The sequence below is a fragment of the Olivibacter ginsenosidimutans genome (assembly GCF_039542865.1).
Lineage (GTDB): Bacteria > Bacteroidota > Bacteroidia > Sphingobacteriales > Sphingobacteriaceae > Olivibacter > Olivibacter ginsenosidimutans.
This window is the reverse complement of sequence record NZ_BAABIQ010000044.1, coordinates 176,991-201,551: the sequence shown is the minus strand read 5'-3', so window position 1 is coordinate 201,551 and position 24,561 is coordinate 176,991. Positions and strand designations below refer to the sequence as shown.

The following is a 24,561-nucleotide window of genomic DNA, read 5'->3' as shown; positions in this document are numbered from 1 at the left end:
CAAAAAAAATTGTTTGCCTCTCCATGGATAAGGTATTAACACCTATCTATCTTTGCCTTCCATTCGCCTTCTAGTTAGATCCTATTCACGCTATATCCATATAGTATATCTTTTGGGATATCGACAGCGGATAAATAGCGGCAAAGTAGCGGGAAGATGGCGGGAAACGGGGTCGTGAATAGGAAGTGAAGGAGAACTTTGTTTTGTAGCGGAAAATCTATATGTTTACGGCGTAATTAGAGGAGTAATGCGCTAACATAGGCGTTTAAAACCCCATAGCTAATAGACAACAAATGGAAAGAAGAAGTTTTATTAAAAGTACCGTAGCCCTTGGAGCCGGTTATTATTTTAGCAATAATCTAGCATTCGGCCAAGAGGAAAATTTTCCAGCGGTTAGGGTTGCTGAAAACATGCGTAATTTTACCAGTGAAGCCGTAGAAGGAGTGATCAAAACTTTTCAAAGCAAGGTAAAGAATAAGGAACTTGCTTGGCTATTTGGAAACTGTTTTCCAAATACATTGGATACCACTGTATTTTTTCAGTCGACTGACGGCGTACCCGATACTTACGTGATTACCGGAGATATCGATGCCATGTGGTTACGTGACAGTAGTGCCCAGGTTTGGCCCTATCTTGCGCTAGTAAAGGAAGACAAGCATTTAGCCGATTTAATAGCAGGTGTTATTAATCGACAAACGGATTATGTTCTAAAGGATCCTTATGCTAATGCCTTTTATGATGATCCGGAAAAAGTAGGAGAGTGGGCTAAGGATAAAACCGATATGCGCCCAGGGGTACACGAGCGGAAATGGGAGATTGATTCTTTATGTTATCCCATCCGTTTGGCTTATCATTACTGGAAAGAGACGAAAGATACCACACCATTTAATGCAGTTTGGAAAGAAGCGATCCAAAATATTTTAAAAACATTTAAAGAGCAGCAACGTAAAGACGGCAACAGTCCGTACCATTTTGAACGGGTAACAGGTAGAGCTACGGATACCCTTCCAATGGATGGCTATGGTTATCCTGTAAAACCGGTTGGATTGATCTGTTCTTCTTTTCGGCCAAGCGATGATGCTACTGTTCTTTCTTTCTTGATACCGTCTAACTTTTTTGCCGTCGTATCGTTGAAACAGGCCGCGGAGATGGTAAAAACTATTTTGAACGATAATGCGCTAGCTAACGAACTAGCGGGTTTAGCAAAAGAGGTAGAAACGGCTTTGGATAAGTATGCTAAAGTAAAGCATCCGAAATATGGGGATATCTATGCTTTTGAAGTGGATGGCTATGGCGGTCACCTATTGATGGACGATGCGAACGTGCCAAGTTTGCTGGCTTTACCTTATTTAGGTGCTGTAAAGACCAATGACCCAGTTTATGTGAATACCCGTAAATTTATCCTTTCAGAGGATAATCCATTCTTTTATAAAGGAACTGCCGGTGAAGGTGTTGGCGGTCCACATATTGGTAAAGACATGATTTGGCCGATGAGTATTATCATTAGAGCCTTAACAAGCACCGATGATAAAGAAATAAAACACTGTATCCAAATGTTACAAAAATGCCATGGTGGAAAAGGATTTATGCACGAATCGTTTCATAAGGACGATCCTACTAAATTCACCCGTTCATGGTTTGCGTGGACCAATACGCTTTTTGGTGAATTGCTTTGGGAGACCTATCAACGGAAAAAAAGTTTGTTGAGCTAATAGCCAAGTTTTTTTTGACTTAGAAAACTAAAATGTTTTAGTTATTGTTTTAACTAAAACATTTTTTGTTTCCGGCGTTTTCCTTGTAAAAGTACGTTTAAAGGGCCGAATCTTATTTGATTTTTCATAAATTGCCAAAAGTATTAAGGAAAAGATGATAACAAGTGAATTATTTCAGGTAAATCAGGAAATTCAGTGGCAAGATGCAGGTAAGGGCATTCAACGACAAATCTTTGGACATGACGATGCGATCATGATGGTCAAGGTGAAATTTGAAAAGGGCGCAATTGGAGAAGTACATGCGCATCATCAAGTCCAAGTTTCTTATGTAGAAAGCGGTATTTTTAAGCTGCTTATCGGAAATGAAACCAAAATTCTAACAAAAGGTGATGGTTATTATGTTCCGCCAAATGTTTTGCACGGTTGCGAATGTTTGAAGGCTGGTACATTGATCGATGTATTTACACCTCACCGGCCAGACTTTTTAGTAAATGAATGATCCGGCAGTGGCGATGTAATGATGAGATCAACTGAGCTTTTTCGCCATGATCTTATCCTCCATAAGAAAGCCAGCACCAATATCAATATCTTCCATACCGATAATATCGAAACCTAATTGTTTATAGAAGTTTTCAGCTGTATTGAATTTATTGACATTTAAAAGCAGTTGCCGATCTCCCTTATTTCTAGCGATACGTTCTACTTCATCCATTAATTTACGACCAACACCTGATCGCTGTGTGGTAGGAAGAATATAAATTTTGTGAATCTTCGTTTGGGATAGCCCTCTATAAGGTGTTTCATAAGAGACAAAGCCGACAACTGTTTCGGCTTGTTTCGCCAATAAGAAATGATGCTGAAGATCGGTTAGCTGTTTGGTCAGCGATGCCTGACTATACATCATATCGAGCATGTAAGTGATTTGTTCGGGACTTAAAATAGTGCCAAAGGTAGTTGGCCATGTATTATAAGCAATCTCTTGAATGATCTTTATATCTTGTATATTGGCTGCAATAATTTCAATCATGACGTTATTTTGAAAGGACAAAATAACTAAATAATGTTTACATTATCTGATCAATAGCCGTCGCCAATTTTCGATCCCTTTCGGTCACTTTATCCCCCGCATCATGTGTAGATAACCAGATTTCAAGCGTGTTCCAGCTATTGGTCCACTTCGGATGATGGTTTTGTTTTTCTGCTAATAGTGCTACCCTTGTCATAAAAGCAAAGGCTTCTGAAAAATCATTGAATTCAAAGCGCTTATATAGGCTGTTTTCTGTTTCTCGCCACATAATCATCGCAATTTAATATACTTAGAGCCTGTTTAATTAATTATGTAAATTTAAACAGGCTCTAAATTATGAACAGTAAACCTTGCCTTTTGTTTTACAATTGCCATCCTCCGCCTAATGAGCGGTACAGATCAACCAAAGCAACGAGTTGAGCTTTTTTTAGCTGTGCTAATTCTAACTCACTTTGTAATACACTACTTTGTGCGGTGATTACTTCAAGATAGGTTGCCATGCCTGTATTAAACAGTAGGTCGGCATTATGGATGGCCTGTTGCAATTTAAGGGTACGGCTGCTCGCAATGGCCTGTCTTTCCTTAAGCTTATTTAACGCAACTAGCGCATCGGATACTTCCCCAACAGCTGTAATTACAGACTGTCTAAACTGAATTACCGTTTTTTCCTGATCAATGACAGCTAATTTATATTGTGTTTTTAGCTGTTTTCGCTGGAGGATAGGTTGGGTAATTCCGCCGATAGCCGTTCCGAAAAGTGAAGCGGGAACGGTAAACCAATCACTCGCTTTAAATGCGTTTACACCAGCTTGGGCACTTATGGTAAGCGAGGGATATAGGTTTGCTTTAGCGTAACGTTGATTTGCTTGTGCGGCAGTAATCGCCAATTCAGCTTGTTTGACATCAGGCCTTCTACTAAGTAAGGAAGAAGGGATTCCGGCGTCAACTGTTTCAGGAACGGAAATATTGTCTAATATTGTTTTTGTTGCAACAGCTTCTGGTAATTTCCCGCTTAAAATGCTCAGCGCATTTTCCTGAATATTGATTTGCTGTTCAAAATCGGGAACCAATGACGCTGCTGCCATACGTTGGGCTTCTGTTTGCTGTAATCCAAGTAATGTAATTTCGCCAACCTCGTATTGCTGTTTCATGATATGGAGGGTGCTGTCATTTAATAAAAGATTTTGATGTGCTACCTTTAGTTGTTCCTGTAACATGAGGAGGTTATAATAGCCTTGTGCAATAGTAGCAATTAGACGTGTCTGTATGGCTTTTTTTGCTTCAGCAGTTTGTAGATAACTCGCCAATGCTTCAGTCTTTCGATTTTTGACTTTGCCCCAAATATCAGCTTCCCAAGAAAGGGCTACGGCTGCGGTATAGTCTTCAATGTGCTTGCTACCTTCTAAGAATTGATTTAAACTCAAGCCATTTAAGCTATTATCTGAGGGCCTTGAAGTATTTGCCGTCACCTGCAAATTTACGTCGGGTAGATAACCTGCTTTTGCTTGTTTTAAAGTCAATTGAGCAGCCTCAATATTTTTTACGGCCAATTGCATATCGACATTATGCACTAAAGCTGTATCGATGAGTTGCCGCAATATAGAGTCACTAAAAAAATCACGCCAGGCAATTCCTGCAATACTTGATGAGTCTTGTTGACCGTCTTCCTGGTTGCGGTAGTGCTCAGGCACTAGATTGGTTTGTTCTAGTGTTTTTTCTGTGGTTTTGCAAGCCATAAATAAGGCCTGCAAAAACAATATAATAAAGAAATAAGATCTAGTATGCATTGTATAAAATATTATAAAATAAACCAATACGTTTAGCCTATTGATACCGTATCTGGTACAGCCAAAGACGCTTGTGCAGAGGGGTGATTTCCCTGATCGGTAAGATTCGGATTTGATTTTCCGGATACCTTTTCTTGTAAGTGTTGAAATACGATAAATAATACGGGAATGATAAACAATCCGAGTACAACACCTGCTACCATTCCTCCGGCAGCACCAATGCTAATGGAGTGGTTACCTAAAGCCGAAGGACCATTGGCGCGCATCATCGGAATTAGTCCCACAACAAAAGCAAGAGATGTCATAATAATCGGTCTTAGCCGTAATTGTGCAGCTTCCAATGCTGCTAAGGTGATTGGTTTACCAATTCTTCGGCCCTGTACTGCAAATTCTACAATCAATATCGCATTTTTGGCCAGCAATCCGATAAGCATGACTAAAGCAACTTGCACGTAGATGTTGTTCTCAATGCCTGTTAATCCAATAGCGGCAAAGACACCAAAGATACCCGTGGGGATGGATAGAATTACGGCAAGCGGTAGGATGTAACTTTCATATTGAGCCGCCAATAGGAAGTATACAAAAACTAAACAGAGCATAAAAATGATGGCTGATTGTCCGCCAGATGTAATTTCTTCCTTGGTCATACCAGAGAATTCGTAAGAAAAACCAGATGGCAAGTATTGTTTAGCTACTTCCTCTACTGCCCGTATAGCATCTCCAGAACTTTTTCCGGGGGCCGGCATAGCATTAATACCTATGGAGTTGAAAAGATTGTACCGGGAGGCTGTTTCTGGTCCATATACACGATTAAGTTGTACCAAGGTGTTAATAGGGACCATTTCACCTAGCTTGTTTTTAACAAAGACGCCATCCATAGAAGATGGTTCGGCACGATCTTCTTTATCTGCTTGTACCATAACTCGATAATATTTTCCAAATCGATTAAAATCGGAGGCCTGTGCACTTCCAAAATAGGCCTGCATGGTCTGTAAAATCGCCTTAGTACTTACACCCAATTGTTCAGCCTTCACGTCATCTAACTGTAATTCGTATTGCGGATAGTCTGCTCGAAATGAGGTAAAGGCGACCATAATTTCCGGGCGTTTCATCAATTCGCCAATGAAGTTCTTTCCAACTTGATCAAATTTATCCAATGGACCACCTGTACGATCTTGGAGAACCATATCCAGGCCATCAACATTACTAAAACCGGGCACTGTAGGGAAGGTGAAAACAAAGAAATTGGCTCCCTTTATTGTCGCTAATTTTTGATTAACCACGCCCATGATAGCATTGATGTCTTTTATAGCTCCTCTTTCTTCATGGGGTTTAAGCAAAATAAAAGCTACGCCGGCAGATGGACTAGTTGCCTGTGTCAAGATATTAAATCCGGAAATGATGTTCAACGTTTTGGTAAAGGGTGCATGTTGCAGTTGTTTTTCCGTCTCTTGTAGCGCTTCTGTTGTTCGTTCTAATGATGCACCAACTGGCATAGAAAGGGAGATGGCGATAAATCCCTGATCCTCGGAAGGAATGAATCCGGTAGGTGTTTTTCTTACCATCAGTATGGTTGCCACCAATACCAAGGCGAGACCGGCCAAACTGAGCCATTTAAAGCGGATGAGAAAACGTAAACTACCAACGTATTTTTTGGTTAAACGGTTAAAACTTGTATTAAAACCGGCGAAAAATTTTTCTTTAAAACTCAACTTTTCTTTAGGTGCTGTTTCAGGATTACTTTCCTTGAGGAATAGGGCACATAATGCGGGGCTAAGGGTCAATGCATTGATTGCCGAAAGTACGATAGCTATCGCGAGGGTGAAGGCAAATTGACGATAAAACATCCCTGTTGAACCTTCCATAAAACCTATCGGTAAAAAAACGGCAGACATGACTAGGGTAATCGAAATAATGGCGCCTGTAATTTCACTCATGGCTGATGTAGTGGCCATTTTAGGTGAAAGTTTTTGGTGCTCCATTTTAGCATGTACAGCCTCCACTACTACGATGGCATCATCTACGACTATCCCAATGGCTAAAACCAATGCAAATAAGGTTAATAAATTAATCGAGAATCCGAACACTTGCATGAAAAAGAATGTTCCGACAATCGCTACGGGCACTGCAATAGCCGGAATAAGCGTCGATCTGAAATCTTGGAGGAAAATAAATACCACTAAAAATACCAGCACAAAAGCCTCAATTAGGGTATGTTTAACTTGATCAATAGATTGATCGAGTGCATCTTTTGTATTGTAAAGCACTAAGTATTTTACACCCTTAGGGAAACTTTGAGCTGCTTTTTTCATGAAATCTTGAATGGCAATCTGGATCTCATTGGCGTTCGATCCAGCAAGCTGCATGACACCAATATTTAACCCTGCTTTTCCGTCGATCCGGGTTTTACTAGCATAAGTGTAAGAACCTAGCTCTACTTTGGCAACGTCCTTTAACCGCAATACTGAACCATCGGCATTGGAACGAATAATGATATTCTCATAATCTTCAGGCTGATTTAATTTGCCTTTGTACTTGATGACAAATTCAAAGGCTTCTCGGCTACTTTCGCCAAATTTTCCCGGTGCTGCTTCCACATTCTTATCCTGTATAGCCGCCATTACCTCTCCAGGAGTAAGTTTATAGCTAGCCATTTGATTAGGATTTAACCAAACACGCATGGAGTAATCTTTGCTTCCTCCAAAAACGAGCGCTTGCCCAACACCTGGAATACGTTTTAGTTCGGGAATAATATTAATTTGGGCATAGTTAGCCATAAAAGTCTGGTCGTAAATGCCTTCGTCTTCAGTATAAAGATCAAGCACCATAATCAGGCTATTTTGCTGTTTTGCCGTTGTGATCCCTGCCTGTACGACTTCTGCTGGAAGTTGACTGGTTGCTTGGGCTACACGGTTTTGCACGTTTACTGCCGCCTGATCTGGATCAGTACCTAATTTAAAATATACCGTAATCATTAAAGAACCATCATTACTGGCGGTTGAGCTCATATAACTCATATTTTCAACTCCGTTGATGGATTCTTCCAGTGATGGTGCTACTGCACGTAATACGGTTTCTGCATTTGCCCCTGGATAAAGTGCTGTTACTTGAACTGCAGGAGGGGCAATATCTGGAAATTGCTGCAACGGTAGCTTTACAATTCCGATAACTCCTAGAATGACTAATAATATAGAGATAACCGTTGCTAATACGGGTCTTTCAATAAATTTTCTTAACATAATTAATGGTTATAAGCTGTCAAATGCAAACTATCTGGACTGATTTCGTGTGGTTTAATAAGCTGACCATCCTGTAAGAGATCCATCCCTTTATAAACGATATGGTCACCATCTTTAAGGCCACTTTTAACCAAATAAGTGGCACCATTTTTTCCAATGACTTGTATGGGTTGTTTCGTTACTTTGTTACTATCATTTACCGTATATACAAAGATCTTATCCTGCATTTCCAAGGTGGCCATTTGAGGTACTAATAATACTTTTCCGTGTTTTTTACCCAGCCTTACTTTACCGGTATTTCCGGAGCGCAATAAACCAGCTTCATTGGCAAATGTAGCCCTTAACGTTATTGCACCGGTATTTTTATCAAACTGGCCATCTACCATATCTATTTTGCCTGCTTGGGTATAAACCGTTTGGTCTGACAATACGAGGTTAATTGGGGGAAGTTTTTTAAGCTTCTCTTCCAATGTCGCTCCTTCGTAATTGTTCTTAAAATCGACAAAATCATTTTCACCTAAGGCAAAATACACGTGTATTTCATGGATGTCAGAAAGCTCAGTGAGTGCTTGTGCATCTGCCGGACCCACTAAACTTCCCTGCTTTTTTAGCAAGCGCCCTATATAGCCATCCACAGGTGCCGTAATCAGTGTATACCCTAAATTGATTTTGGCCGTACCAACACTGGCTTTTGCCTGTTCCAGATTTGCCCTAGCTACGTTTCGAGCGGCTTCAGCTGTTTTTAACTGAAAATCAGCCAATACCTTATTGTTTACCAATCTTGTTTTTTTCTCTACTTCAATTTCAGCATTAACCAGTGCTGCTTCGGCAGCATGTAAATTGGCTAAGGCCTGATTTAATTGTTCTTGATAAGGTCTGCCATTGATTTTAAAGAGTGGCTGTCCTTTTCTGACTTTAGCACCTTCATCAACATAGATTGCATCCAACGTTCCCGAGACTTGAGGACGAATCTCCACGTTCGTAATCCCCTCAATAGCTGCGGGATACTCTTGGTAAACCGTTTGTTGCCCAGTATTAACGCTAACTACAGGAAGTGTTGGTGGTGGAGGAGCTTCTGGGCCTTGCTGTCCTGATGAACAGCTATATAAGAAGATGGAAGATGCTATAAGTGCTAGTTTACTTACGTTATTAAATAATTTAACAACGTTAAATAAAGGGTGATAGCTTTCAAATGTGAAAATTGTTAAGAGCTGTTTCATTTTTTTGTATTTTACTTTAAGTGGGTGTACTATGGAGCTGATTGTCTCCAACATTTAACAGTGTTAAATGATTTATTAGTGTTACTTTTTTGTTAAAAAAAATTAATTATTTAACGAACGGGTTATGCCATGGATGGCATCTTTTAAAACTTGCTGATTGGTTTCATCACCATTACCTTTATTAACCAGATTGATAGAAATCAAACCATGGATAATCGACCAATACGTAAAGTATTTTCTACAAATTAGCTCATCTGATGGTTTTTTATCTTTCATAATTTCTTTAATCACATCGGTAATCAACTTCGTATGCGAATCCGTACATTGAAAAGTTTTTTGCATTTCACAACAAGGTGCTCCTATTCCATACATCAATTGATACAATTCCTTTTGATCAAAAGAAAATTGCCAATAAGCCAACCACATGGCTTCAATTTGTTTTTCCGGCGTTTTTTCCTGCTCTTTAGCTTCTTTTACTTTTTTTGCCAGTTTCAAGTAACCTATTGCAGCCAACTCAGACAGAATTGCTTCTTTATTGGCAAAATATTCGTAAATCATGGGAGCGGTATACTCAATAATATCAGCAATTTTGCGCATGCTTAGTGATGAAAGACCTTCATCCCGTATAATTTGCAAAGAAGCTTGAAGGATTTTCATTCTATTCTCATCCTTTAACCGCTGAATCCGTTCCTTACTTCCCATGTGATAACCGTTGTAAATTATTTAACAGTGTTAGGCAAACTTCGAAATTATTTCTGAAATAAACGAACATAAAAATGTCATGAATTTTAAAGAGCTGAATAAGAGGTTTTTGTGGTGGTTTCGATTGGTGCATGTTGATCTATTATCTTTCCATTTTTTTCAAGCACTTGGCTTACCTCATTTACTCCACCCGTAAAAGGACCGGAAGTTTGGAGTTTCAGCGTGGCCATTGCTGCGGCAAATTCACCTGCTTCCCTAAGTGAGCTACCGTTGACTTTCTTGAATAAATAACCGGCCATGTAAGTGTCTCCACAGCCAGTAGCATCCGTTATTTGTTCAGGTATATAGGCTGGAATCTGATAGAGCATACGATTATGAAACAGTACAGATCCTTTGCTTCCCAGGGTAATAATAACTTCTTTAATTCCATAATCCGCTAGTATCCGTATACCTTCGTCTATATTTCGTGTGCCTGTTAAGGCTTCCATTTCAAATTCATTAGCCTTTAAAATATCAACATAAGGTAATACCTTTCCCTTCGCCAGCCAATCGGTATGAAATACCTTTTGTTTGCTTACCTTTCGTAAATAGCCTTGTACATCTAAAGAAATGGTTCCTTTGGTTGAAAGGTGCTTGATAACTTCGGCCGGAATGTCATCGGCCAATAATGGTCCTAAATGAAATATTTTGGCCTGAATATTAGCCAGTTGATCAACAGTAAAGGCATCGGCTTTTTGTAAGACACGTTGCGTGCGGTGATCCTGATTTTCATTATAGCTGTTTTCAAAATAAACAGTGTGTTTGCTTGGTAAGGCCGTTACGGTAATTCCCTGTGCTTGCAGTTGGTCAATAATATATTGCTCCTTGGCTCCAACAGCCGTAACCAAACCAAACGAGATGTCCATATTTTTGATCGCATTGGCAAAGTAGAAGGAAGTACCTCCCGGCATATTTTTTTGGCTATTACCGATGATAACTTTATCAAGTGTAATGTGACCGATACAACAAACATCAAACATACAAATGCTATACTATATGAAAGTTAAATTTCAAGAAACAGCGTTTCCAATCGGACAAAGATACCGTTTTATTTTAAACCGAACGTATAACCATTTGTTGCATGTGGTTGCCTCGCACATACGGCTAAGTTTGACAATTTTTTGATAAAAAATAGAAACTATCAACCTTAGCAACCTGTTCTATCAATAGAAAAAGGAGGTTATTATGTCATTGGTTAGAAGAAGTGGAAATACTTTTCCATCTATTTTTGATGATTTCTTTGATCGCGGTTGGTTTGACTGGGGAAATGCTCAGCTTTCCGCTACAAATACCACTGTTCCTTCCGTAAACGTAAGGGAAAAAACCGGTACTTATGAAGTAGAAATGGCCGCTCCTGGCATGAATAAAGAGGATTTTAAAGTGGAGTTAGATGGTAATTTACTTACGATTTCATCTTCGAAAGAGCATGAAGACAAAAAAACAGAAGAAGGTTATTCTCGTCAGGAATTTAGCTACCAATCTTTTCGGAGGAGTTTTAATTTTCCAAAAGATGTGGTAGACGAAGACAAGATTGAAGCCAAATACGAAAATGGTTTGTTACGATTAACCATTCCAAAAAAAGAAGCATCCAAGAAAAAGGGCCCTAGATTAATTAATATTTCCTAAAAAAATGAAGCGATCTTTCATAGCGGCTGGTATCTTTTCGGATACCAGCCGCTATGAAAGGTTTATAAACCTGTATGTATCCCTTAATTAAAGAATATTTATAAGCTCAATTGCTCTTAATTGTTGATCAACTTTTTGGCACCCTCGCTGTATCGTTCTCCAACATTTGGATACTTCTCTAACAATTTTTGTATGGCGTTCAAATCTGTATCCGAGAGTTCGATGTCTACTGCTTGTGCATTTTCTTCCAGATATTTTCTTTTTTTCGTTCCCGGAATAGGAATGATGTCTTCTCCCTGTGCTAATACCCAAGCAAGAGCTAATTGTGCAGGTGTGACCTGTTTTTCTCGTGCGATGGAAGCAAATTCCGTAGCTAATGATTGATTATTGGTTAAATTCTCTCCGCTATACCGTGGTAGCGACTTCCTAAAATCATTATCCGCTAGCTGGTTTACATCCAATGTATTGGTCACTAAACCGCGAGCTAGAGGCGAGTATGGTACAAGCGTGACACTAAGTTCACGGGCAGTGTTCAGAATTTCTCCTTCCACCTCTCGTGTTAAAAGCGAGTATTCACTTTGCAGGGCTGCAATGGGATGAACCGCATGTGCTCTTTTTAGCGAATTGGCAGAAGCCTCACTCAAGCCAAGATAACGGACTTTCCCTTCTTTTACAAGCTCGGCCATTGCGCCGACAGTTTCCTCTATTGGAATCGTTGGGTCTACACGATGGGCATAATACAAATCGATGGTATCTATCTTTAATCGGCGCAGGCTGTTTTCAATAGCTGTTTTTATCCATGCTGGAGAACCATCAAAATAGGTGCCTGAAGAATTACTTGGTCGTGCAACATGATCTTTGAAGCGAAAACCAAACTTGGTCGCAATAAATACTTTGTCTCTATTTGGTGCAAGAACTTTTGAAATAAGTTCTTCGTTCGCACCGTTACCATACATATCGGCAGTGTCCCAAAAGTTAATGCCCAAATCTAGGGCCTTATGTAGGGTTGCTACACTCTCTTCATCGTCACCTGGACCATAGGCGAAACTCATACCCATGCATCCTAGACCTATAGCAGATAATTGCTCTGTTGTGTTACTCAAATTTCTGTACTTCATTTCTAAAAATTTTGTTCTTGATAAGCTTAACAAAAGTAAGTTAGATACGTTGTACTATTTTATAATAATCAAATAGCTTATTATAAAATTCAAACATGGATGTATTGTTCCCTAAATATTCCGGGGGTCATTTTCGTTTGTTTCCTGAAAAAGTTATTAAAATAGGGGGGATAAGAAAATCCTAAACTATAGGAGATTTCCGATATTGTCCAATCGGAATGTAGTAATAGGGCTTTGGCCTCTTTGATTAGGCGCTCTGCAATATGTTGGGTAGTTGTCTTTCCAGTTGTTTCTTTTACAGAACGGTTTAGATGATTGACATGTACTGCGAGTATATTGGCATAATCCTGTGCCGTGCGGAGTTGAAGGGTACGTTCTTGGTTATCGATCGGAAACTGCCGCTCTAAGAGGTCAAGAAATAAATCGCAAACACGGGAAGATGATGAATGTGCTAAATAGGCGTCTGTCGGTTGCATTTTCATCGCTTCATGGATAATTAAATGAAGGTAATTGCGTAGCACATCGTACTTATGGATATAAGTAGACGCGATTTCAACGATCATTTTTTCAAAAATGTCATGGAGTGCTTGCTGTTGTTCTGCATTAACAAAAAAGACAAAATTTCCACCAATCTTGAATAGGGGAAGCTGATGTAATAAGAAATGGGGGTGGTCTGATTGAAAAAAGGCCCTGGTAAACAAGCAGAAATAACCCTTTTGTTCTTCACTAATAGCTTCCCACGAATAAGGGATAGAAGGGTTAGAGAAGAGTAGGGCGGGCCGATCGATATCGACCCATTTATCGGCATAATATAGTCTTCCTGTCCCAATAATTAATGATATTTTATAAAAATCACGTCGGTTATAGGGAGTAGACTTAAAACAGTTCTCTCGAGTGAATACATTAAAATGACCGAATCCATTGGCATTATCGGCCGTTAAACCGAAGGGGTTTGCTTTTGGATTCCTATGATAAAAATCTTGTAAACTTTCTGTTTTATTCATTGTCAGCAAGAGTTGCTTATAGCTGTTAGTCGCTTTTCTTATGAAATCATTGCGGTGCTGCAACAACTAATCTATTATAACGAATATTTTATTATTATAGTGTCTGTTCATTGCCTTACTTCTCTTAATAAATGTCTTAACAAATGGCTATAACCCAGCATCACATGAGCTTATGTCATTTCATTTCAATTCCTAATCGAGATCAGGGTTTCACAAGCATTCTACTTTTGATGTAAAGAGAAATCAGGTACCCTAGTATTATCCAAAACATCGATAAGAAATTAGAGGTAAAAACGACGGTTTACATATAAGAAGACCTAGAGTGGCTGGCAATCAATTGCTTTTCCAATAGCTAAAATGCTTAGGGTGTCTAAATTACCCCATAATTGAACCCATTTTCCGTTCGATTCTTTTCTTAATTCTGTTAGCTGTTCCTGATCTTGTAAACATATGAAGTAAGGAACCCCGTCAGTGGTTTCTTCGGTTTTTACGGTTAGCTGTTGTTCCACACCATTAATCTTAGCTCTTATTATAAATGGGGGTTCGGTGGTATGTGCCATATCGTTTGCGCTTTAATGGGCGTGTGTAAAAGTCGTCATTTCAATCTTCTTTTGGTCATTTCGATATATTCCTACGTACGTTATCTTGATCGCATTGGAGAGGTCTATTAAACAAACAGACACCTCGACTATATACGTTTCGCTCGATATGACATAGAGGCTCTTTTCGATATGACGGCAACGAGCTTTTACAGCCCTATTTTAAAAACAGTTATCGTGTTGGATTGTTTGAGGTTAAGATAGATCCGATTATAAAAAACGTGCAAAATGGATTTTGCAACAAAAAATAAATGGTTTAAGATAGGAATAATCAGCCTCAGCCTACTTTGGGCTTTTGGAATAATGAAGATAGGTGTACCGAACCTGTTTACTACTGAGTTAGTTGTTTCTGTAGACAATATAATTCAGAAGTATAGTGCAGAAGGAGAGGAGAAACGCATTAGCTTGGTACTTCCATCGAAAGAAACTTATACCCACAGCTATGTAAATAAGGATTATTTGCCGAGCCCGAAAATAAAAGCGTTAAATGAATGCAAGCAATTGCTTATTTATATTCCAAAGTCAGGCAAAGGACATACTTTTTATGGGATAGAAACCTTGGATCATCAGGTATTGCAATCAAGAAGGCTAGATTTGGCCTATGCTTATTTTAATAATCGTTTCATTGTCTTTTTCATGATTGTGCTACCTATTGCTTTATATTGGGTGGCAAAAGATATTGCTATACGTGGCTTTTATCTGTTCTTGTTTATGCTGCATAGTTTTTTGTTAGCATACATTTGGGGGAAAGTACATTGGTTTTTGATGATTGTTCTTATTGTAACATTGATTAGGCTTAATAAAAAACGAGCGGATAGACGTGCACAAATTATTGAGGCGCCAAATGCTGGCTAGTTCTGCCAAGCATTTCGTAAAAATCGGAGCCAATTTCCATGGAAAATGTTGGTAACATCAGGTTCTTGATAGCCTCTATTCATTAGTTTTTCCTTTAGCAGTTGTAGGTCAGCTATGGTGTGTAAATCATAAGGACATTGTTCGCGGCCGAAGGCACCATCAAGATCTGAACCTATACCTATATGTAGAGAATTGCCTGCTAACTGACAAATATGATCTAAATGATCGATAAGTACATCAAGGTTGCACTGCATTTCCAGAGGGGTAGACAAGCCTCTTTGCCAGTTAGATACCATCATCCAGGCATCTAATGCACCACCGATTACCGCTCCTCGTTCAATCAGTGCTTTTATTTGTTCGTCACTGAATTGACGATTGTGGTTGACGAGTGCTCTACAATTGTTATGGCTGGCCCAAAGTGGTCCGTTAAAATGGTCTAACGCTTCCCAAAAGCTATCATCACAAAGATGAGTAACATCTAAAATGATTCTTAACCTCTCCATTTCGCTTAACAGTTGATGGCCCTTAGGGCCCATTAGGCCTTTAGCATCTGTTCCCTGTGCGTATCGCCCAGAGCCGTAATGGGCTGGACCGATAGCACGTAAACCACTTTGCCAGGCTAAATGTAGGTAGTCCAAATTTATAATGGAGTCTGCACCTTCTAAACTCAATATATAACCAATAGGTTTGGAAACAGAAGCAATGGTATCGTCGTTCCAAAGCTTGAGATGGGCTTCTAGGGAAATTAAATCTTTAATCTGCACCATTTCTCCTTTTGCTTCCATCGCTTTATACCAAGCCAGCTGCCCTTGAGTTTGTGCCCATGCCTGTTCAGGGGAGTGCCAACCGGGTAAAGGGTTATCCGGAGCTACATATCGCGCGATTTGTGTAGCTACCACTAAACCAATATTTCCTTTACGCAATTCGGGAAGAGAAACTACAGCGTTCCCGCGATCGGGTTTATCGGTTAAACCTTTTTCCCGCTGATTAATTTCCGCAACTGCTTTGGTCAGGTCTCGGTTCCATTCCAAAGCATTCATGCTTAGATCAAGATGTGCGTCTATTATAAACATAGATTTTCAAATGCTAAGTTTTCTTTTTCGGGCAGCAATCGTCCAGTTACCATCCCATTTCTGATCGACAATGGCATACGCTTCATCATATAATGCCACTGTCGGGCAAATATGATAGGGGATACCAAAAAAAACAGATCCTATAGGATATGCACAAGCATTGGGGACGCTAACCACCAAGTGTTCTTCGCTTTGAGCAACCGCTCTGGCTTCAGGAGCATTGATGAAAAAGACGCGTTTACTCAAGTCATTTTCAGCCGCAATAGCCTTATGCCCTAAATCTAAACAAAGGGTCTGTCTATCAATTGTGGAGATTACACGTGTTACTAATAATGCAGCTGGTAGAAATGATTGTTCATGAAGCAAATCGCCATAACCTTTATCCCAGAATACGAATGTACCAGGGCTACAAACGACATGTGCTTGTTTTATATGAATAGGAAATGTTGGCGAACCACCGGCTACTACAGCGACGTCAATCCCATACTCATTCTGCAGATTTAACATTAATTGTCTTATTGTAGCAAAATAATCGGTACACTTTTTCTCCCGTTCGTGCAAAGAGATATTATGAATATGGCCATCGTAACAATGTAATCCCAGCAGTTTAATATGACTTAACCTTTGGCATTGTTCTACCAGCTCCATTACTTCGTTGGGCATTATACCCGTTCTGTTCATGCCAACATTAATATCGATATAATAATGGACGATTAAATTATTGACAAGGGCCTGTTGATGGAGCTCCTGCGCTATTGTAGAGCAATCGATCAGGCAAGAGAAAATAGTCGTAGGGAAACGCTTAATCAAAGAAATAAAGCGTAGGATATTAGGACCAACAGGCTGATAGGCCAAGAGTACATCTTTTACACCACAGACACCTAGTAGTTCTGCTTCGGCAATAGTGGCGCATTTATATTGGTAAATTCCTGCAGCCTTTAGGAGGCTTATAGCTTCAGCTGATTTGCAGGTTTTAATATGAGGTCGTAGCCTATCAACAGATCCAGCCATAGCAAGGAGCTTCCGAATGTTCTCTTCCACGCGATGCGGGTAAACTACTAACGCGGGACTAGGAATATCAGCGATATTTTGAATGGTGTACCAAGGTGTTTCGGCTTTTTGTAGCATTCCTTTTGTTAAACTAGTTCAAAAAGAGCTTCTACTTCTACAGGTATATTATCGGGCAAACTACCCATTCCGACGGCGCTTCGGACGCCAATGCCGTTTTCTTCTCCCCATACCTGCGCAAAAAGTTCACTGCAACCGTTAATAATATACGGATGTTTCTCAAAGTTAGCCGTGCAATTCACCATGCCCAAGACCTTTATAACACGTTTTACTTTATTTAGGGAACCAAGGTTTGTTTTAATGGTCGACAGCATTGTTAAGCCTACTTGTTGTGCAACTAGCTTTCCCTGTTCCATATTGATGGTTTCGCCAATCCGGCCAATAATCAGACTTTTATCGTTCTGAACAGGCCCATGTCCCGATAGGTAGAGGTATTTTCCATCAATTAAATAAGGCTTGTATACACCAAGCGGAGCAGGTGCAGGAGGTAAAGTCAACCCTAAAGCGTCAAAATTTTTGTCGGCATCTATATTATCCATTGTTATTAATTTTTCTTTTTTTACGTTAAAAACCCCTTATGATGGCAGAGGTTAGCTACATGACATTGCGTATGTTGGTATTGGTAAAGGTATAAAACTAATATAGTTTTTAAGCTAAAAAAACGTCGAAATGTAAAAAAAAATGCACGTTAATTTCGCTTTCTTTAGTACGTGAGGAATGTACCGCTGCTGACATTAACCATTACCAATGGCATAGGCCTGTTTTACGTCATGAGAATATTACTTGACTTCACCGCAAATAAATGTAAATTAGACAAACAAAATATACCTTATATAAATCTATAAAAATGATACCAAGAAGGACGTTTATCAAGCATTCAGGCGCAGCATTGGGTGCGTTATTTATCGGTAATACCTTATGGACATCGTGTACCAAAAGAGCGCAGGAGGAAAAAATTGGTTTACAGTTGTTTACGATGCGAGACGATCTCGCCGCTAACGCTAAACAAACCTTAATGAAAATCGCCAACATTGGTTATGGCCATGTTGAAACCTTTTACGATTATACTACCGATAAGGATAGTGGGAAATATTGGGGACTATCTACTGCCGATTTAAAGACAATTTTGGAAGATAACGGGTTAAAGACCTATAGCGGGCATTATCAATTGAATGATTTTTTAACGATGGGAAAAGGACAAGATGATGCCTTAAAACAACAAGCTGAAATAGCGCTTGCTTTGGGTCAGCAATATTTGGTCATACCTGTTCCTCCAATGGATTTAATTGATAAATTGACCTTGCAGGATTTTCAATTTATGGCAGATCAATTGAATAAAGGTGGCGAGTACTGTAAAAGTGTCGGTTTAAAAATAGGTTATCATAATCACTTTTGGGAATTTAGAAGCTATGGAAAGGATAAGCAAAAGGGCTACGAGGTATTATTGAATAATACCGATGCTGACTTGGTTGCGTTTGAGTTGGATATGTTTTGGGCTATCAAATCCGGAGCGCATCCGTTAGACTTATTTCAACAATATCCTAAGCGATTTGAAATGTGGCATGTAAAGGATATTGACAAATCTAAACCCGAAATCATTGTTGGTGATGGTAAAGATTCTATACCTTCTCTAGATGTATTAAATAATATCAAATTCACAGAAGTTGGTACTGGAACGGTTGACTATAAAGCAATTTTTAAACAAGCAAATGAAGCTGGATTAAAACACTTCTTTATAGAACAAGATGGTATTTATATGAAGAATCATTTTGAAAGTATTAGAAATAGTTTCAACTATGTTAAGCAACAGCTTATTTCATAAGCATACGTTATTTTTTCCATGTTTTAGCCAGTATTCCCTAAGCATCGAACCCAATCAATACAGGGAATTCTAGACTTTTGCTGTAAGAACGTGACTACTTACTTTTAATGGGGCATGATTATTTCACGATATCGTTTTCGTAACTAAATAATAAAACCCAAGGGAAATTAAGCAAAAATTGATATCATTGTAGAAATAAGTCATTGGAGAACTGGTGCTCGTGCAAACGTTTTCTGTGAGCCTAATTAACGTTTTTATAGCCAAAAATAATGAATTCAAAAGAAAAGATCGGTAACTTCAGATGGACCATTTGCGCCCTGCTGTTTTTTGCCACGGCCATTAATTATATGGACAGACAGGTGCTTTCCTTAACGTGGAAAGATTTTATTGCTCCGGAATTTAATTGGACAAATAACGATTATGGAAATATCACCGCTCTGTTCTCGATATTCTATGCCGTCTCTCTTTTAGTGGCTGGACGATTTGTGGATTGGCTAGATACGAAGAGGGGATTTCTTTGGGCCATAGGTATATGGTCCATTGGTGCATGTTTACACGCATTTTGCGGTATTGCAACCTCAGGTATACTTACTGGCAAGTGGTTCGTTAGTTTCGCTGGAGCAAAAGAATCTATAGCTTTGGTTAACGATGGAGCTATGATTGCAACAGTCAGCGTTACTTTATTTATCTTCGCACGTTTTATATTGGCACTTGGAGAGGCAGGAAACTTTCCTGCAGCTATTAAAGCTACAGCTGAATATTTTCCTAAAAAAGATAGAGCATTTTCTACCAGTATCTTTAATGCTGGAGCAACAGTAGGAGCTCTTATAGCCCCCGTAACTATTCCTTTTATTGCACAAGCCTATGGATGGGAAATGTCATTTATTATCATTGGCGCCCTTGGTTTTCTTTGGATGGGTTTTTGGGTGTTTTGGTACCGTAAGCCAGAAGTACATCCTAAAGTGAGTGCAGCGGAATTAGCTTATATACAGCAGGATTTAATCCATGATCAACAACTGGTTGATTATGTGGCAGAAACAACGACCAAGGTGTCCTTTCTGAAATGCCTACGCTATAATCAAACATGGGCCTTTGCTTTTGGTAAATTTATGACCGATGGTGTTTGGTGGTTCTTTCTTTTCTGGACACCGGCTTATTTAAGCTCTGTATACCAGATGGATTCTACTGCAAGTGCGGTGCCTTTGTTTGTTCTATATTTAATTACGCTCCTCTCTATCATTGGCGGATGGTTACCTACTTATTTTGTAGACCAAAAGGGGATGAATCCTTATGAAGGGCGAATGCGAGCTATGCTGATTTTTGCTTTTTTTCCACTATTAGCCTTATTTGCGCAACCCTTAGGACATGTGAGCTATTGGCTTCCAGTTATTATTATTGGTATCGCTGGAGCAGCACATCAGGCGTGGTCGGCTAATATATTTACTACCGTAGGAGATATGTTTCCCAAAAAAGCTATTGCAACGATTACAGGTATCGGTGGTATGGCAGGAGGATTGGGTTCATCTTTCCTCAACAAAGGCTCGGGTATGTTATTTGACTATAGTCGCGATACGGAGATGTCCTTTATGGGCTTTCAGGGAATTGAAGCGGGATATTTTATTATATTTTCTATCTGCTCGATTTGTTACCTTATTGGATGGGTTGTGATGAAATCACTGGTGCCAAGATACAAACCTATTACTGATTTGTAGTTGAACGGTTGAAATGGATTAAACTGTTAATGACGTGGACGAAGCTGTTAATAAGGTCGATAAAACCTATAGCTAAATAATGTAGGGCTTATTTATCGAATAATTTTTCGAAATAGTCTATCAATCGCTGACATATTGCATGGAAAAATCATTATTTCTTAAGATAAATGTGGTAATCCATGATCTTTTTCAGAACTTTGCGTGCATGTTAAAAGGTTCGTAAATATTGTTCCCTACAGAGGGGTGTTGGAAGCGCCTTTTGTCATATTAAGTACAAGGTTAAAACGTGGAAAGTATTACCCACCCCACCACCGCACGTAATCGAAATAAAGTTCGTTTAGCGGTTTCTCTCTTTTATTTTGGTCAAGGGTTAGCTTTTGCTTCATGGGCAAGTCGTATTCCTGACATAAAAACAGCACTAAAGCTCTCTGATGGTCAGCTAGGAAGTCTATTGTTTGCATTGCCCTTAGGGCAACTGTTAACCATGGTACTGTCTGGTAGCTTGGTTACCAAGTTTGGAAGTAAACGGGTATTGATAGTAGCTGCGTTTTTCTATGTGCTTGCATTAACCAACTTGGGTCTAGCAACGAAAGCTTGGCATTTAGGAGCAGCTCTTTTCTTCTTCGGGGTTATTGGCAATATGTGCAATATAGCGGTAAATACACAGGGCGTTGCTGCCGAAAATCTTTTTGATAAACCTATTATGGCATCCTTTCACGGAGCTTGGAGTATCGCTGGTTTTACGGGTGCGCTGATTGGTCTATTCATGATTAATCTTGATGTCAGTCCATATCTTCATTTTTGGATGATCACAATCTTGGTTTGGATCAATATTCTGTTGCATGCAAGGTATTTGGTAGGAGGTGCGGGGCCACAGGCAACGACAAAGAAAAAGTGGTTTCTTAAACCTGAAGGAGCTTTGTTACAACTCGGAATTATCGGTTTTTGCAGCATGGCAACCGAAGGAGCTATGTTTGATTGGAGTGGCGTTTATTTTAAAGATATCGTTCGGGTATCTCCTGTATTGGTGCCGCTTGGTTATGCTTCTTTTATGGTAATGATGGCATCGGGTAGGTTTGTTGGCGATAAATTGATTGCAAATCTAGGCAGAAAACGTGTATTGCAAATTAGCGGTGTGCTGATTTCAGGAGGTATGTTTATCGCGGTATTATTTCCTTACCTGATATCGGCAGTTTTGGCCTTTATGTTGGTTGGTTTAGGAGTCGCTACTGTTGTACCCACGGTGTATAGTGTGGCCGGTAGAAACGGAAAGGTAGCGCCAGGCATTGCCTTAGCTATGGTTTCCAGTGTAAGTTACCTCGGCTTTCTGATGGGGCCGCCGCTAATTGGTTATATTGCTGAGTTGGCTAGTTTGCGTTATTCTTATGCGGTTATTGGTATATTTGGCCTAGTGATCAGTCTATTGGTTGCTAAAATAAAGGCTATAAAATAATTAGCCAATGTAATAGTTAGTAATACAAAAAACGAATAAAGAACAACAAACAACGATAAGATGAAAGTAGCCTTTTACAGTACCCAAGCCTATGATCGGGATTCTTTTGACCTGATAAATCAGAATGGCATGCATGAGTTTTTGTATTTTGATATCAACCTTAATATACAGACCGTTAAGCTAGCGCAAGGTTGCCAAGCTATTTGTATTTTTGTGAATGATCATGCAGATGCTGACGTGTTACGGGCGCTTGCTGCTATTCAAGTGAAAATCGTTGTTTTACGTTGCGCTGGTTTTAATCAAATCGATCTGGAAGAGGCAAAACGGTTAAACATGCAGGTATTGCGTGTACCGGCTTATTCGCCTGAGGCTGTAGCAGAACATGCCGTGGCAATGATATTGACGCTAAATCGAAAAACACATAAGGCATACAATCGGGTTAGAGACGGAAATTTTTCCTTAAATCGGCTGATCGGATTTAATTTGCATGGTAAAACGGTTGGCGTGATAGGCTTGGGTAAAATTGGTCTGGCATTTTGTAAAATTATGCATGGATTTGGTTGTAAGGTATTGGGTTATGACCCTCTTGCAACCCAAGTCCCTGATTATATTCATCTTGTAACGATCGATGAATTATTTGCTTCTAGTGATATCATATCCCTTCATTGTCCTTTACTTTCTAGTACCTTGCATATTATTAACGAACAACGTCTAGCACAAATGAAAGATGGGGTAATGCTCATTAATACCAGTAGGGGCGGACTTATCGAGAGTAAACCCATTATTCAGGCGCTGAAGGATGGAAAAGTTGGCTTCTTGGGAATCGATGTCTACGAACAGGAAGAAAAGCTGTTTTTTAAGGATCTTTCGGAAGACATTATTGATGATGATGATATCTTGCGACTGATGAGTTTTCCAAATGTCTTAATCACGGCGCATCAGGGGTTTTTAACTAGAGAGGCTCTTTTCGAAATTGCACATACGACTATCCAGAATCTAGCGGATGCGGAGCAAGGGATTGAAAGTAAAAATTCCTTAACAACATAAGCCTAGAATAGGCCGAATGTTAAAATTTGTTAAAAGTTCAGATCATCATGTAACCTTTTGATTTTCGTAACGTCTTATAGGTGGTTTTTGTTTATATTGGGTTTGTCAAGTCCTGCTTTTACCCAAAAGGCAGGACTTGTTTTTATCTTCCCATTCATTTTGTCATAAAAACGTCAATTCATTTTAAAGGTTTTTCAAAGTGTAGTTTGTACACTATCTTTGTGTCATTCATAATTTAGGTTTATAATTGGTTAGTTAGGAAGCCTTCAATCTCCCCGGTTGAAGGCTTTTCTTTTTTGCTATGCGCTTACCTAATTGGAATGAGTAAGGGCTAATCTAAAGAAAAGCTAAACTCATCGTAATCATTACGGCGCCAGGCAAGGTGCTGGGTAGCAGGCGAAATAGCGAATAAAGGTGAAAATGTTTTTACATGCACCCTCTTTTCATCCGGGAGAAATTCCAATATGCGCAACCAGCCGTCGCCGCCATTGCCATGCCAACCACCACCTAATGCCTGTGCATTAAAGGTCATCTGTTGTACTTTTTTGCCCGCTGCATTGATGTCTGTTCTAAACGCAATATGTGCCCGTTCGTCATCAGGTGCTCCTATATGGCCTGAAAAAACAAGTACAATATTTTTTGACGGTTTGACTAGCTTTTCCCAAATCGCTTTTCCATAATTAGCATTTTCTACTTTATAGCCTTCTTTTTCGATATGCTCATTTTTAGCATTTAAGTAAGAATGGGTAAGTACAACCACACGGTGACTGGCATATGCTGGTTTGTTTACAACCTTTTTTGCCCAAGTAAGTGTGCTGTCATGTGGAGCAAATTCCAATACAACAAACAAATATTTTATGCCATGAGGAGAAATTAATTCATACGCTGCGTTGGTGAGACTTGGCTGCCCATTGATATCTGCACCTACTTCTTTTAATAGGGCTTGTGACTTGAGATTTTTATCTACTGGAAAATAGGTGTTATAATTCGTTGCTCTATTTTCTGCACTTTTAAAACCATAATCATGATTTCCTGTAGCTGCAATATAAGGAACCTTACCGTCTAGTCTACTAAAGCTATGGGCAACCGACCGCCATTGTTCCAGACTGGCTTGGTTGCCGTTTTGACCATCAGGTGCCAATATATTGTTTTGCTCTACCAGGTCTCCGGTACATAAAACCATTTGAATGTTTAATGGCTTGATATTTTCACCAATCCAGCTCGTCATAAGTTCGAAAATAGGCTGATTCCGTGTGAATTTTACATAGGTCTGTGGATCAGGAAGTAAAATCATGGACCAGGAATTGGCGTCGGACAATGCGGGAACAGTATAATCCTTTTTTTGTGCAGTAACTGCAAAAAAGCAGTGCATTGCGGTAAGAAAAACTAGTGTTATTTTTGCAATAGGTTTCATCCGTCTATATTTTTGTTTTGGTCTATATTTTTAAGCACCTTAAT

General features: G+C 39.4%; 22 protein-coding genes. 8 read left to right on the top strand and 14 right to left on the bottom strand.

Annotated features, from left to right (window positions below; all coding sequences use genetic code 11):
* The first annotated feature begins 293 nt into the window (after positions 1–293).
* Both ABD930_RS20390 and ABD930_RS20385 read left to right on the top strand, forming a co-directional pair.
* Positions 294–1,712, top strand: a complete 1,419-nt coding sequence (locus tag ABD930_RS20390) for a glycoside hydrolase family 125 protein (protein ID WP_345234853.1) — start codon at positions 294–296, stop codon at positions 1,710–1,712.
* A gap of 154 nt (positions 1,713–1,866) precedes the next feature.
* The gene (locus ABD930_RS20385; RefSeq protein WP_345234851.1) at positions 1,867–2,211 is read left to right on the top strand and encodes a cupin domain-containing protein; all 345 of its coding nucleotides are present in this window, start codon (positions 1,867–1,869) and stop codon (positions 2,209–2,211) included.
* Between the two features lie 27 nt (positions 2,212–2,238).
* Here the strand turns inward: ABD930_RS20385 and ABD930_RS20380 are convergent, their stop codons facing one another.
* The 7 genes from ABD930_RS20380 to ABD930_RS20350 form a co-directional block, all read right to left on the bottom strand.
* Positions 2,239–2,739: a GNAT family N-acetyltransferase gene (locus ABD930_RS20380; protein WP_345234849.1), complete on the bottom strand. Its 501-nt coding sequence runs from the start codon at positions 2,737–2,739 to the stop codon at positions 2,239–2,241.
* A 37-nt stretch (positions 2,740–2,776) separates the two neighbouring features.
* Positions 2,777–3,007 carry a 4a-hydroxytetrahydrobiopterin dehydratase gene (locus tag ABD930_RS20375; protein WP_345234847.1) on the bottom strand — a complete coding sequence of 77 codons (231 nt, stop codon included), beginning with the start codon at positions 3,005–3,007 and terminating at the stop codon, positions 2,777–2,779.
* Between the two features lie 94 nt (positions 3,008–3,101).
* A complete protein-coding gene (locus ABD930_RS20370) occupies positions 3,102–4,526 on the bottom strand; it encodes an efflux transporter outer membrane subunit (RefSeq protein WP_345234845.1) in 1,425 nt (474 codons plus the stop codon).
* Positions 4,527–4,558: 32 nt separating this feature from the next.
* On the bottom strand, positions 4,559–7,765 hold the full coding sequence (locus ABD930_RS20365; RefSeq protein WP_345234842.1) for an efflux RND transporter permease subunit: 3,207 nt from the start codon (positions 7,763–7,765) through the stop codon (positions 4,559–4,561).
* Positions 7,766–7,767: 2 nt separating this feature from the next.
* A complete protein-coding gene (locus ABD930_RS20360; RefSeq protein WP_345234840.1) occupies positions 7,768–8,985 on the bottom strand; it encodes an efflux RND transporter periplasmic adaptor subunit in 1,218 nt (405 codons plus the stop codon).
* A gap of 102 nt (positions 8,986–9,087) precedes the next feature.
* Positions 9,088–9,687 carry a TetR/AcrR family transcriptional regulator gene (locus ABD930_RS20355; protein ID WP_345234838.1) on the bottom strand — a complete coding sequence of 200 codons (600 nt, stop codon included), beginning with the start codon at positions 9,685–9,687 and terminating at the stop codon, positions 9,088–9,090.
* A gap of 86 nt (positions 9,688–9,773) precedes the next feature.
* Complete coding sequence (locus ABD930_RS20350) at positions 9,774–10,706, bottom strand: PfkB family carbohydrate kinase (RefSeq protein WP_345234836.1); 933 nt, start codon at positions 10,704–10,706, stop codon at positions 9,774–9,776.
* Positions 10,707–10,911: 205 nt separating this feature from the next.
* On the opposite strand from ABD930_RS20350, the gene ABD930_RS20345 reads away from it, so the two are divergent.
* Positions 10,912–11,352 carry an Hsp20/alpha crystallin family protein gene (locus tag ABD930_RS20345; RefSeq protein ID WP_345234834.1) on the top strand — a complete coding sequence of 147 codons (441 nt, stop codon included), beginning with the start codon at positions 10,912–10,914 and terminating at the stop codon, positions 11,350–11,352.
* 116 nt (positions 11,353–11,468) lie between these two features.
* Here ABD930_RS20345 and ABD930_RS20340 read toward each other — a convergent pair whose 3' ends face one another.
* The 3 genes from ABD930_RS20340 to ABD930_RS20330 all read right to left on the bottom strand — a co-directional run bounded on the left by ABD930_RS20340 (position 11,469) and on the right by ABD930_RS20330 (position 14,034).
* Positions 11,469–12,470, bottom strand: coding sequence for an aldo/keto reductase (locus tag ABD930_RS20340; protein ID WP_345234832.1), 1,002 nt, complete (start codon positions 12,468–12,470; stop codon positions 11,469–11,471).
* An 89-nt stretch (positions 12,471–12,559) separates the two neighbouring features.
* Positions 12,560–13,474: a helix-turn-helix domain-containing protein gene (locus ABD930_RS20335; RefSeq protein WP_345234829.1), complete on the bottom strand. Its 915-nt coding sequence runs from the start codon at positions 13,472–13,474 to the stop codon at positions 12,560–12,562.
* A gap of 317 nt (positions 13,475–13,791) precedes the next feature.
* Positions 13,792–14,034, bottom strand: a complete 243-nt coding sequence (locus ABD930_RS20330) for a hypothetical protein (protein ID WP_345234827.1) — start codon at positions 14,032–14,034, stop codon at positions 13,792–13,794.
* A gap of 267 nt (positions 14,035–14,301) precedes the next feature.
* Here ABD930_RS20330 and ABD930_RS20325 point away from each other — a divergent pair, with 267 nt between their 5' ends.
* On the top strand, positions 14,302–14,928 hold the full coding sequence (locus ABD930_RS20325) for a hypothetical protein (RefSeq protein WP_345234825.1): 627 nt from the start codon (positions 14,302–14,304) through the stop codon (positions 14,926–14,928).
* Here the strand turns inward: ABD930_RS20325 and ABD930_RS20320 are convergent.
* Genes ABD930_RS20320 through ABD930_RS20310 form a run of 3 tightly spaced genes read right to left on the bottom strand, consistent with a single transcriptional unit; the run spans position 14,925 to position 17,608 of the window.
* On the bottom strand, positions 14,925–16,001 hold the full coding sequence (locus ABD930_RS20320; protein WP_345234823.1) for a dipeptidase: 1,077 nt from the start codon (positions 15,999–16,001) through the stop codon (positions 14,925–14,927). The two genes, ABD930_RS20325 and ABD930_RS20320, sit on opposite strands and share 4 nt — an antisense overlap.
* 6 nt (positions 16,002–16,007) lie before the next feature.
* Positions 16,008–17,129 (bottom strand): D-TA family PLP-dependent enzyme, encoded by a 1,122-nt coding sequence (locus ABD930_RS20315; RefSeq protein ID WP_345234821.1) that lies wholly within the window; start codon positions 17,127–17,129, stop codon positions 16,008–16,010.
* 8 nt (positions 17,130–17,137) lie between these two features.
* Entirely contained in the window at positions 17,138–17,608 is a 471-nt protein-coding gene (locus tag ABD930_RS20310; RefSeq protein ID WP_345234819.1) for a RidA family protein, read from the bottom strand.
* A gap of 308 nt (positions 17,609–17,916) precedes the next feature.
* Between ABD930_RS20310 and ABD930_RS20305 the strand changes: the two genes are divergently transcribed.
* From ABD930_RS20305 to ABD930_RS20290, 4 genes are all read left to right on the top strand, one after another.
* Positions 17,917–18,891, top strand: a complete 975-nt coding sequence (locus tag ABD930_RS20305; protein ID WP_345234817.1) for a sugar phosphate isomerase/epimerase family protein — start codon at positions 17,917–17,919, stop codon at positions 18,889–18,891.
* Positions 18,892–19,160: 269 nt separating this feature from the next.
* The gene (locus tag ABD930_RS20300) at positions 19,161–20,603 is read left to right on the top strand and encodes an MFS transporter (RefSeq protein ID WP_345234815.1); all 1,443 of its coding nucleotides are present in this window, start codon (positions 19,161–19,163) and stop codon (positions 20,601–20,603) included.
* 286 nt (positions 20,604–20,889) lie between these two features.
* On the top strand, positions 20,890–22,056 hold the full coding sequence (locus tag ABD930_RS20295) for an MFS transporter (protein ID WP_345234813.1): 1,167 nt from the start codon (positions 20,890–20,892) through the stop codon (positions 22,054–22,056).
* A gap of 60 nt (positions 22,057–22,116) precedes the next feature.
* Positions 22,117–23,103, top strand: coding sequence for a 2-hydroxyacid dehydrogenase (locus ABD930_RS20290; RefSeq protein ID WP_345234812.1), 987 nt, complete (start codon positions 22,117–22,119; stop codon positions 23,101–23,103).
* A 331-nt stretch (positions 23,104–23,434) separates the two neighbouring features.
* Here ABD930_RS20290 and ABD930_RS20285 read toward each other — a convergent pair whose 3' ends face one another.
* Positions 23,435–24,517, bottom strand: coding sequence for a metallophosphoesterase (locus ABD930_RS20285; RefSeq protein WP_345234811.1), 1,083 nt, complete (start codon positions 24,515–24,517; stop codon positions 23,435–23,437).
* Between the last annotated feature and the right edge of the window lie 44 nt (positions 24,518–24,561).

Excerpts from the sequence above, each read along its gene's own strand:
- ABD930_RS20365 (WP_345234842.1), bottom strand. The coding sequence starts at position 7,765 with ATGTTAAGAAAATTTATTGAAAGACCCGTATTAGCAACGGTTATCTCT.
- ABD930_RS20315 (WP_345234821.1), bottom strand. The coding sequence starts at position 17,129 with ATGCTACAAAAAGCCGAAACACCTTGGTACACCATTCAAAATATCGCT.
- ABD930_RS20385 (WP_345234851.1), top strand. The coding sequence starts at position 1,867 with ATGATAACAAGTGAATTATTTCAGGTAAATCAGGAAATTCAGTGGCAA.
- ABD930_RS20300 (WP_345234815.1), top strand. The coding sequence starts at position 19,161 with ATGAATTCAAAAGAAAAGATCGGTAACTTCAGATGGACCATTTGCGCC.
- ABD930_RS20355 (WP_345234838.1), bottom strand. The coding sequence starts at position 9,687 with ATGGGAAGTAAGGAACGGATTCAGCGGTTAAAGGATGAGAATAGAATG.
- ABD930_RS20330 (WP_345234827.1), bottom strand. The coding sequence starts at position 14,034 with ATGGCACATACCACCGAACCCCCATTTATAATAAGAGCTAAGATTAAT.
- ABD930_RS20325 (WP_345234825.1), top strand. The coding sequence starts at position 14,302 with ATGGATTTTGCAACAAAAAATAAATGGTTTAAGATAGGAATAATCAGC.
- ABD930_RS20285 (WP_345234811.1), bottom strand. The coding sequence starts at position 24,517 with ATGAAACCTATTGCAAAAATAACACTAGTTTTTCTTACCGCAATGCAC.
- ABD930_RS20335 (WP_345234829.1), bottom strand. The coding sequence starts at position 13,474 with ATGAATAAAACAGAAAGTTTACAAGATTTTTATCATAGGAATCCAAAA.
- ABD930_RS20290 (WP_345234812.1), top strand. The coding sequence starts at position 22,117 with ATGAAAGTAGCCTTTTACAGTACCCAAGCCTATGATCGGGATTCTTTT.
- ABD930_RS20350 (WP_345234836.1), bottom strand. The coding sequence starts at position 10,706 with ATGTTTGATGTTTGTTGTATCGGTCACATTACACTTGATAAAGTTATC.
- ABD930_RS20305 (WP_345234817.1), top strand. The coding sequence starts at position 17,917 with ATGATACCAAGAAGGACGTTTATCAAGCATTCAGGCGCAGCATTGGGT.
- ABD930_RS20370 (WP_345234845.1), bottom strand. The coding sequence starts at position 4,526 with ATGCATACTAGATCTTATTTCTTTATTATATTGTTTTTGCAGGCCTTA.
- ABD930_RS20345 (WP_345234834.1), top strand. The coding sequence starts at position 10,912 with ATGTCATTGGTTAGAAGAAGTGGAAATACTTTTCCATCTATTTTTGAT.
- ABD930_RS20390 (WP_345234853.1), top strand. The coding sequence starts at position 294 with ATGGAAAGAAGAAGTTTTATTAAAAGTACCGTAGCCCTTGGAGCCGGT.
- ABD930_RS20360 (WP_345234840.1), bottom strand. The coding sequence starts at position 8,985 with ATGAAACAGCTCTTAACAATTTTCACATTTGAAAGCTATCACCCTTTA.
- ABD930_RS20310 (WP_345234819.1), bottom strand. The coding sequence starts at position 17,608 with ATGGATAATATAGATGCCGACAAAAATTTTGACGCTTTAGGGTTGACT.
- ABD930_RS20320 (WP_345234823.1), bottom strand. The coding sequence starts at position 16,001 with ATGTTTATAATAGACGCACATCTTGATCTAAGCATGAATGCTTTGGAA.
- ABD930_RS20380 (WP_345234849.1), bottom strand. The coding sequence starts at position 2,739 with ATGATTGAAATTATTGCAGCCAATATACAAGATATAAAGATCATTCAA.
- ABD930_RS20340 (WP_345234832.1), bottom strand. The coding sequence starts at position 12,470 with ATGAAGTACAGAAATTTGAGTAACACAACAGAGCAATTATCTGCTATA.
- ABD930_RS20375 (WP_345234847.1), bottom strand. The coding sequence starts at position 3,007 with ATGTGGCGAGAAACAGAAAACAGCCTATATAAGCGCTTTGAATTCAAT.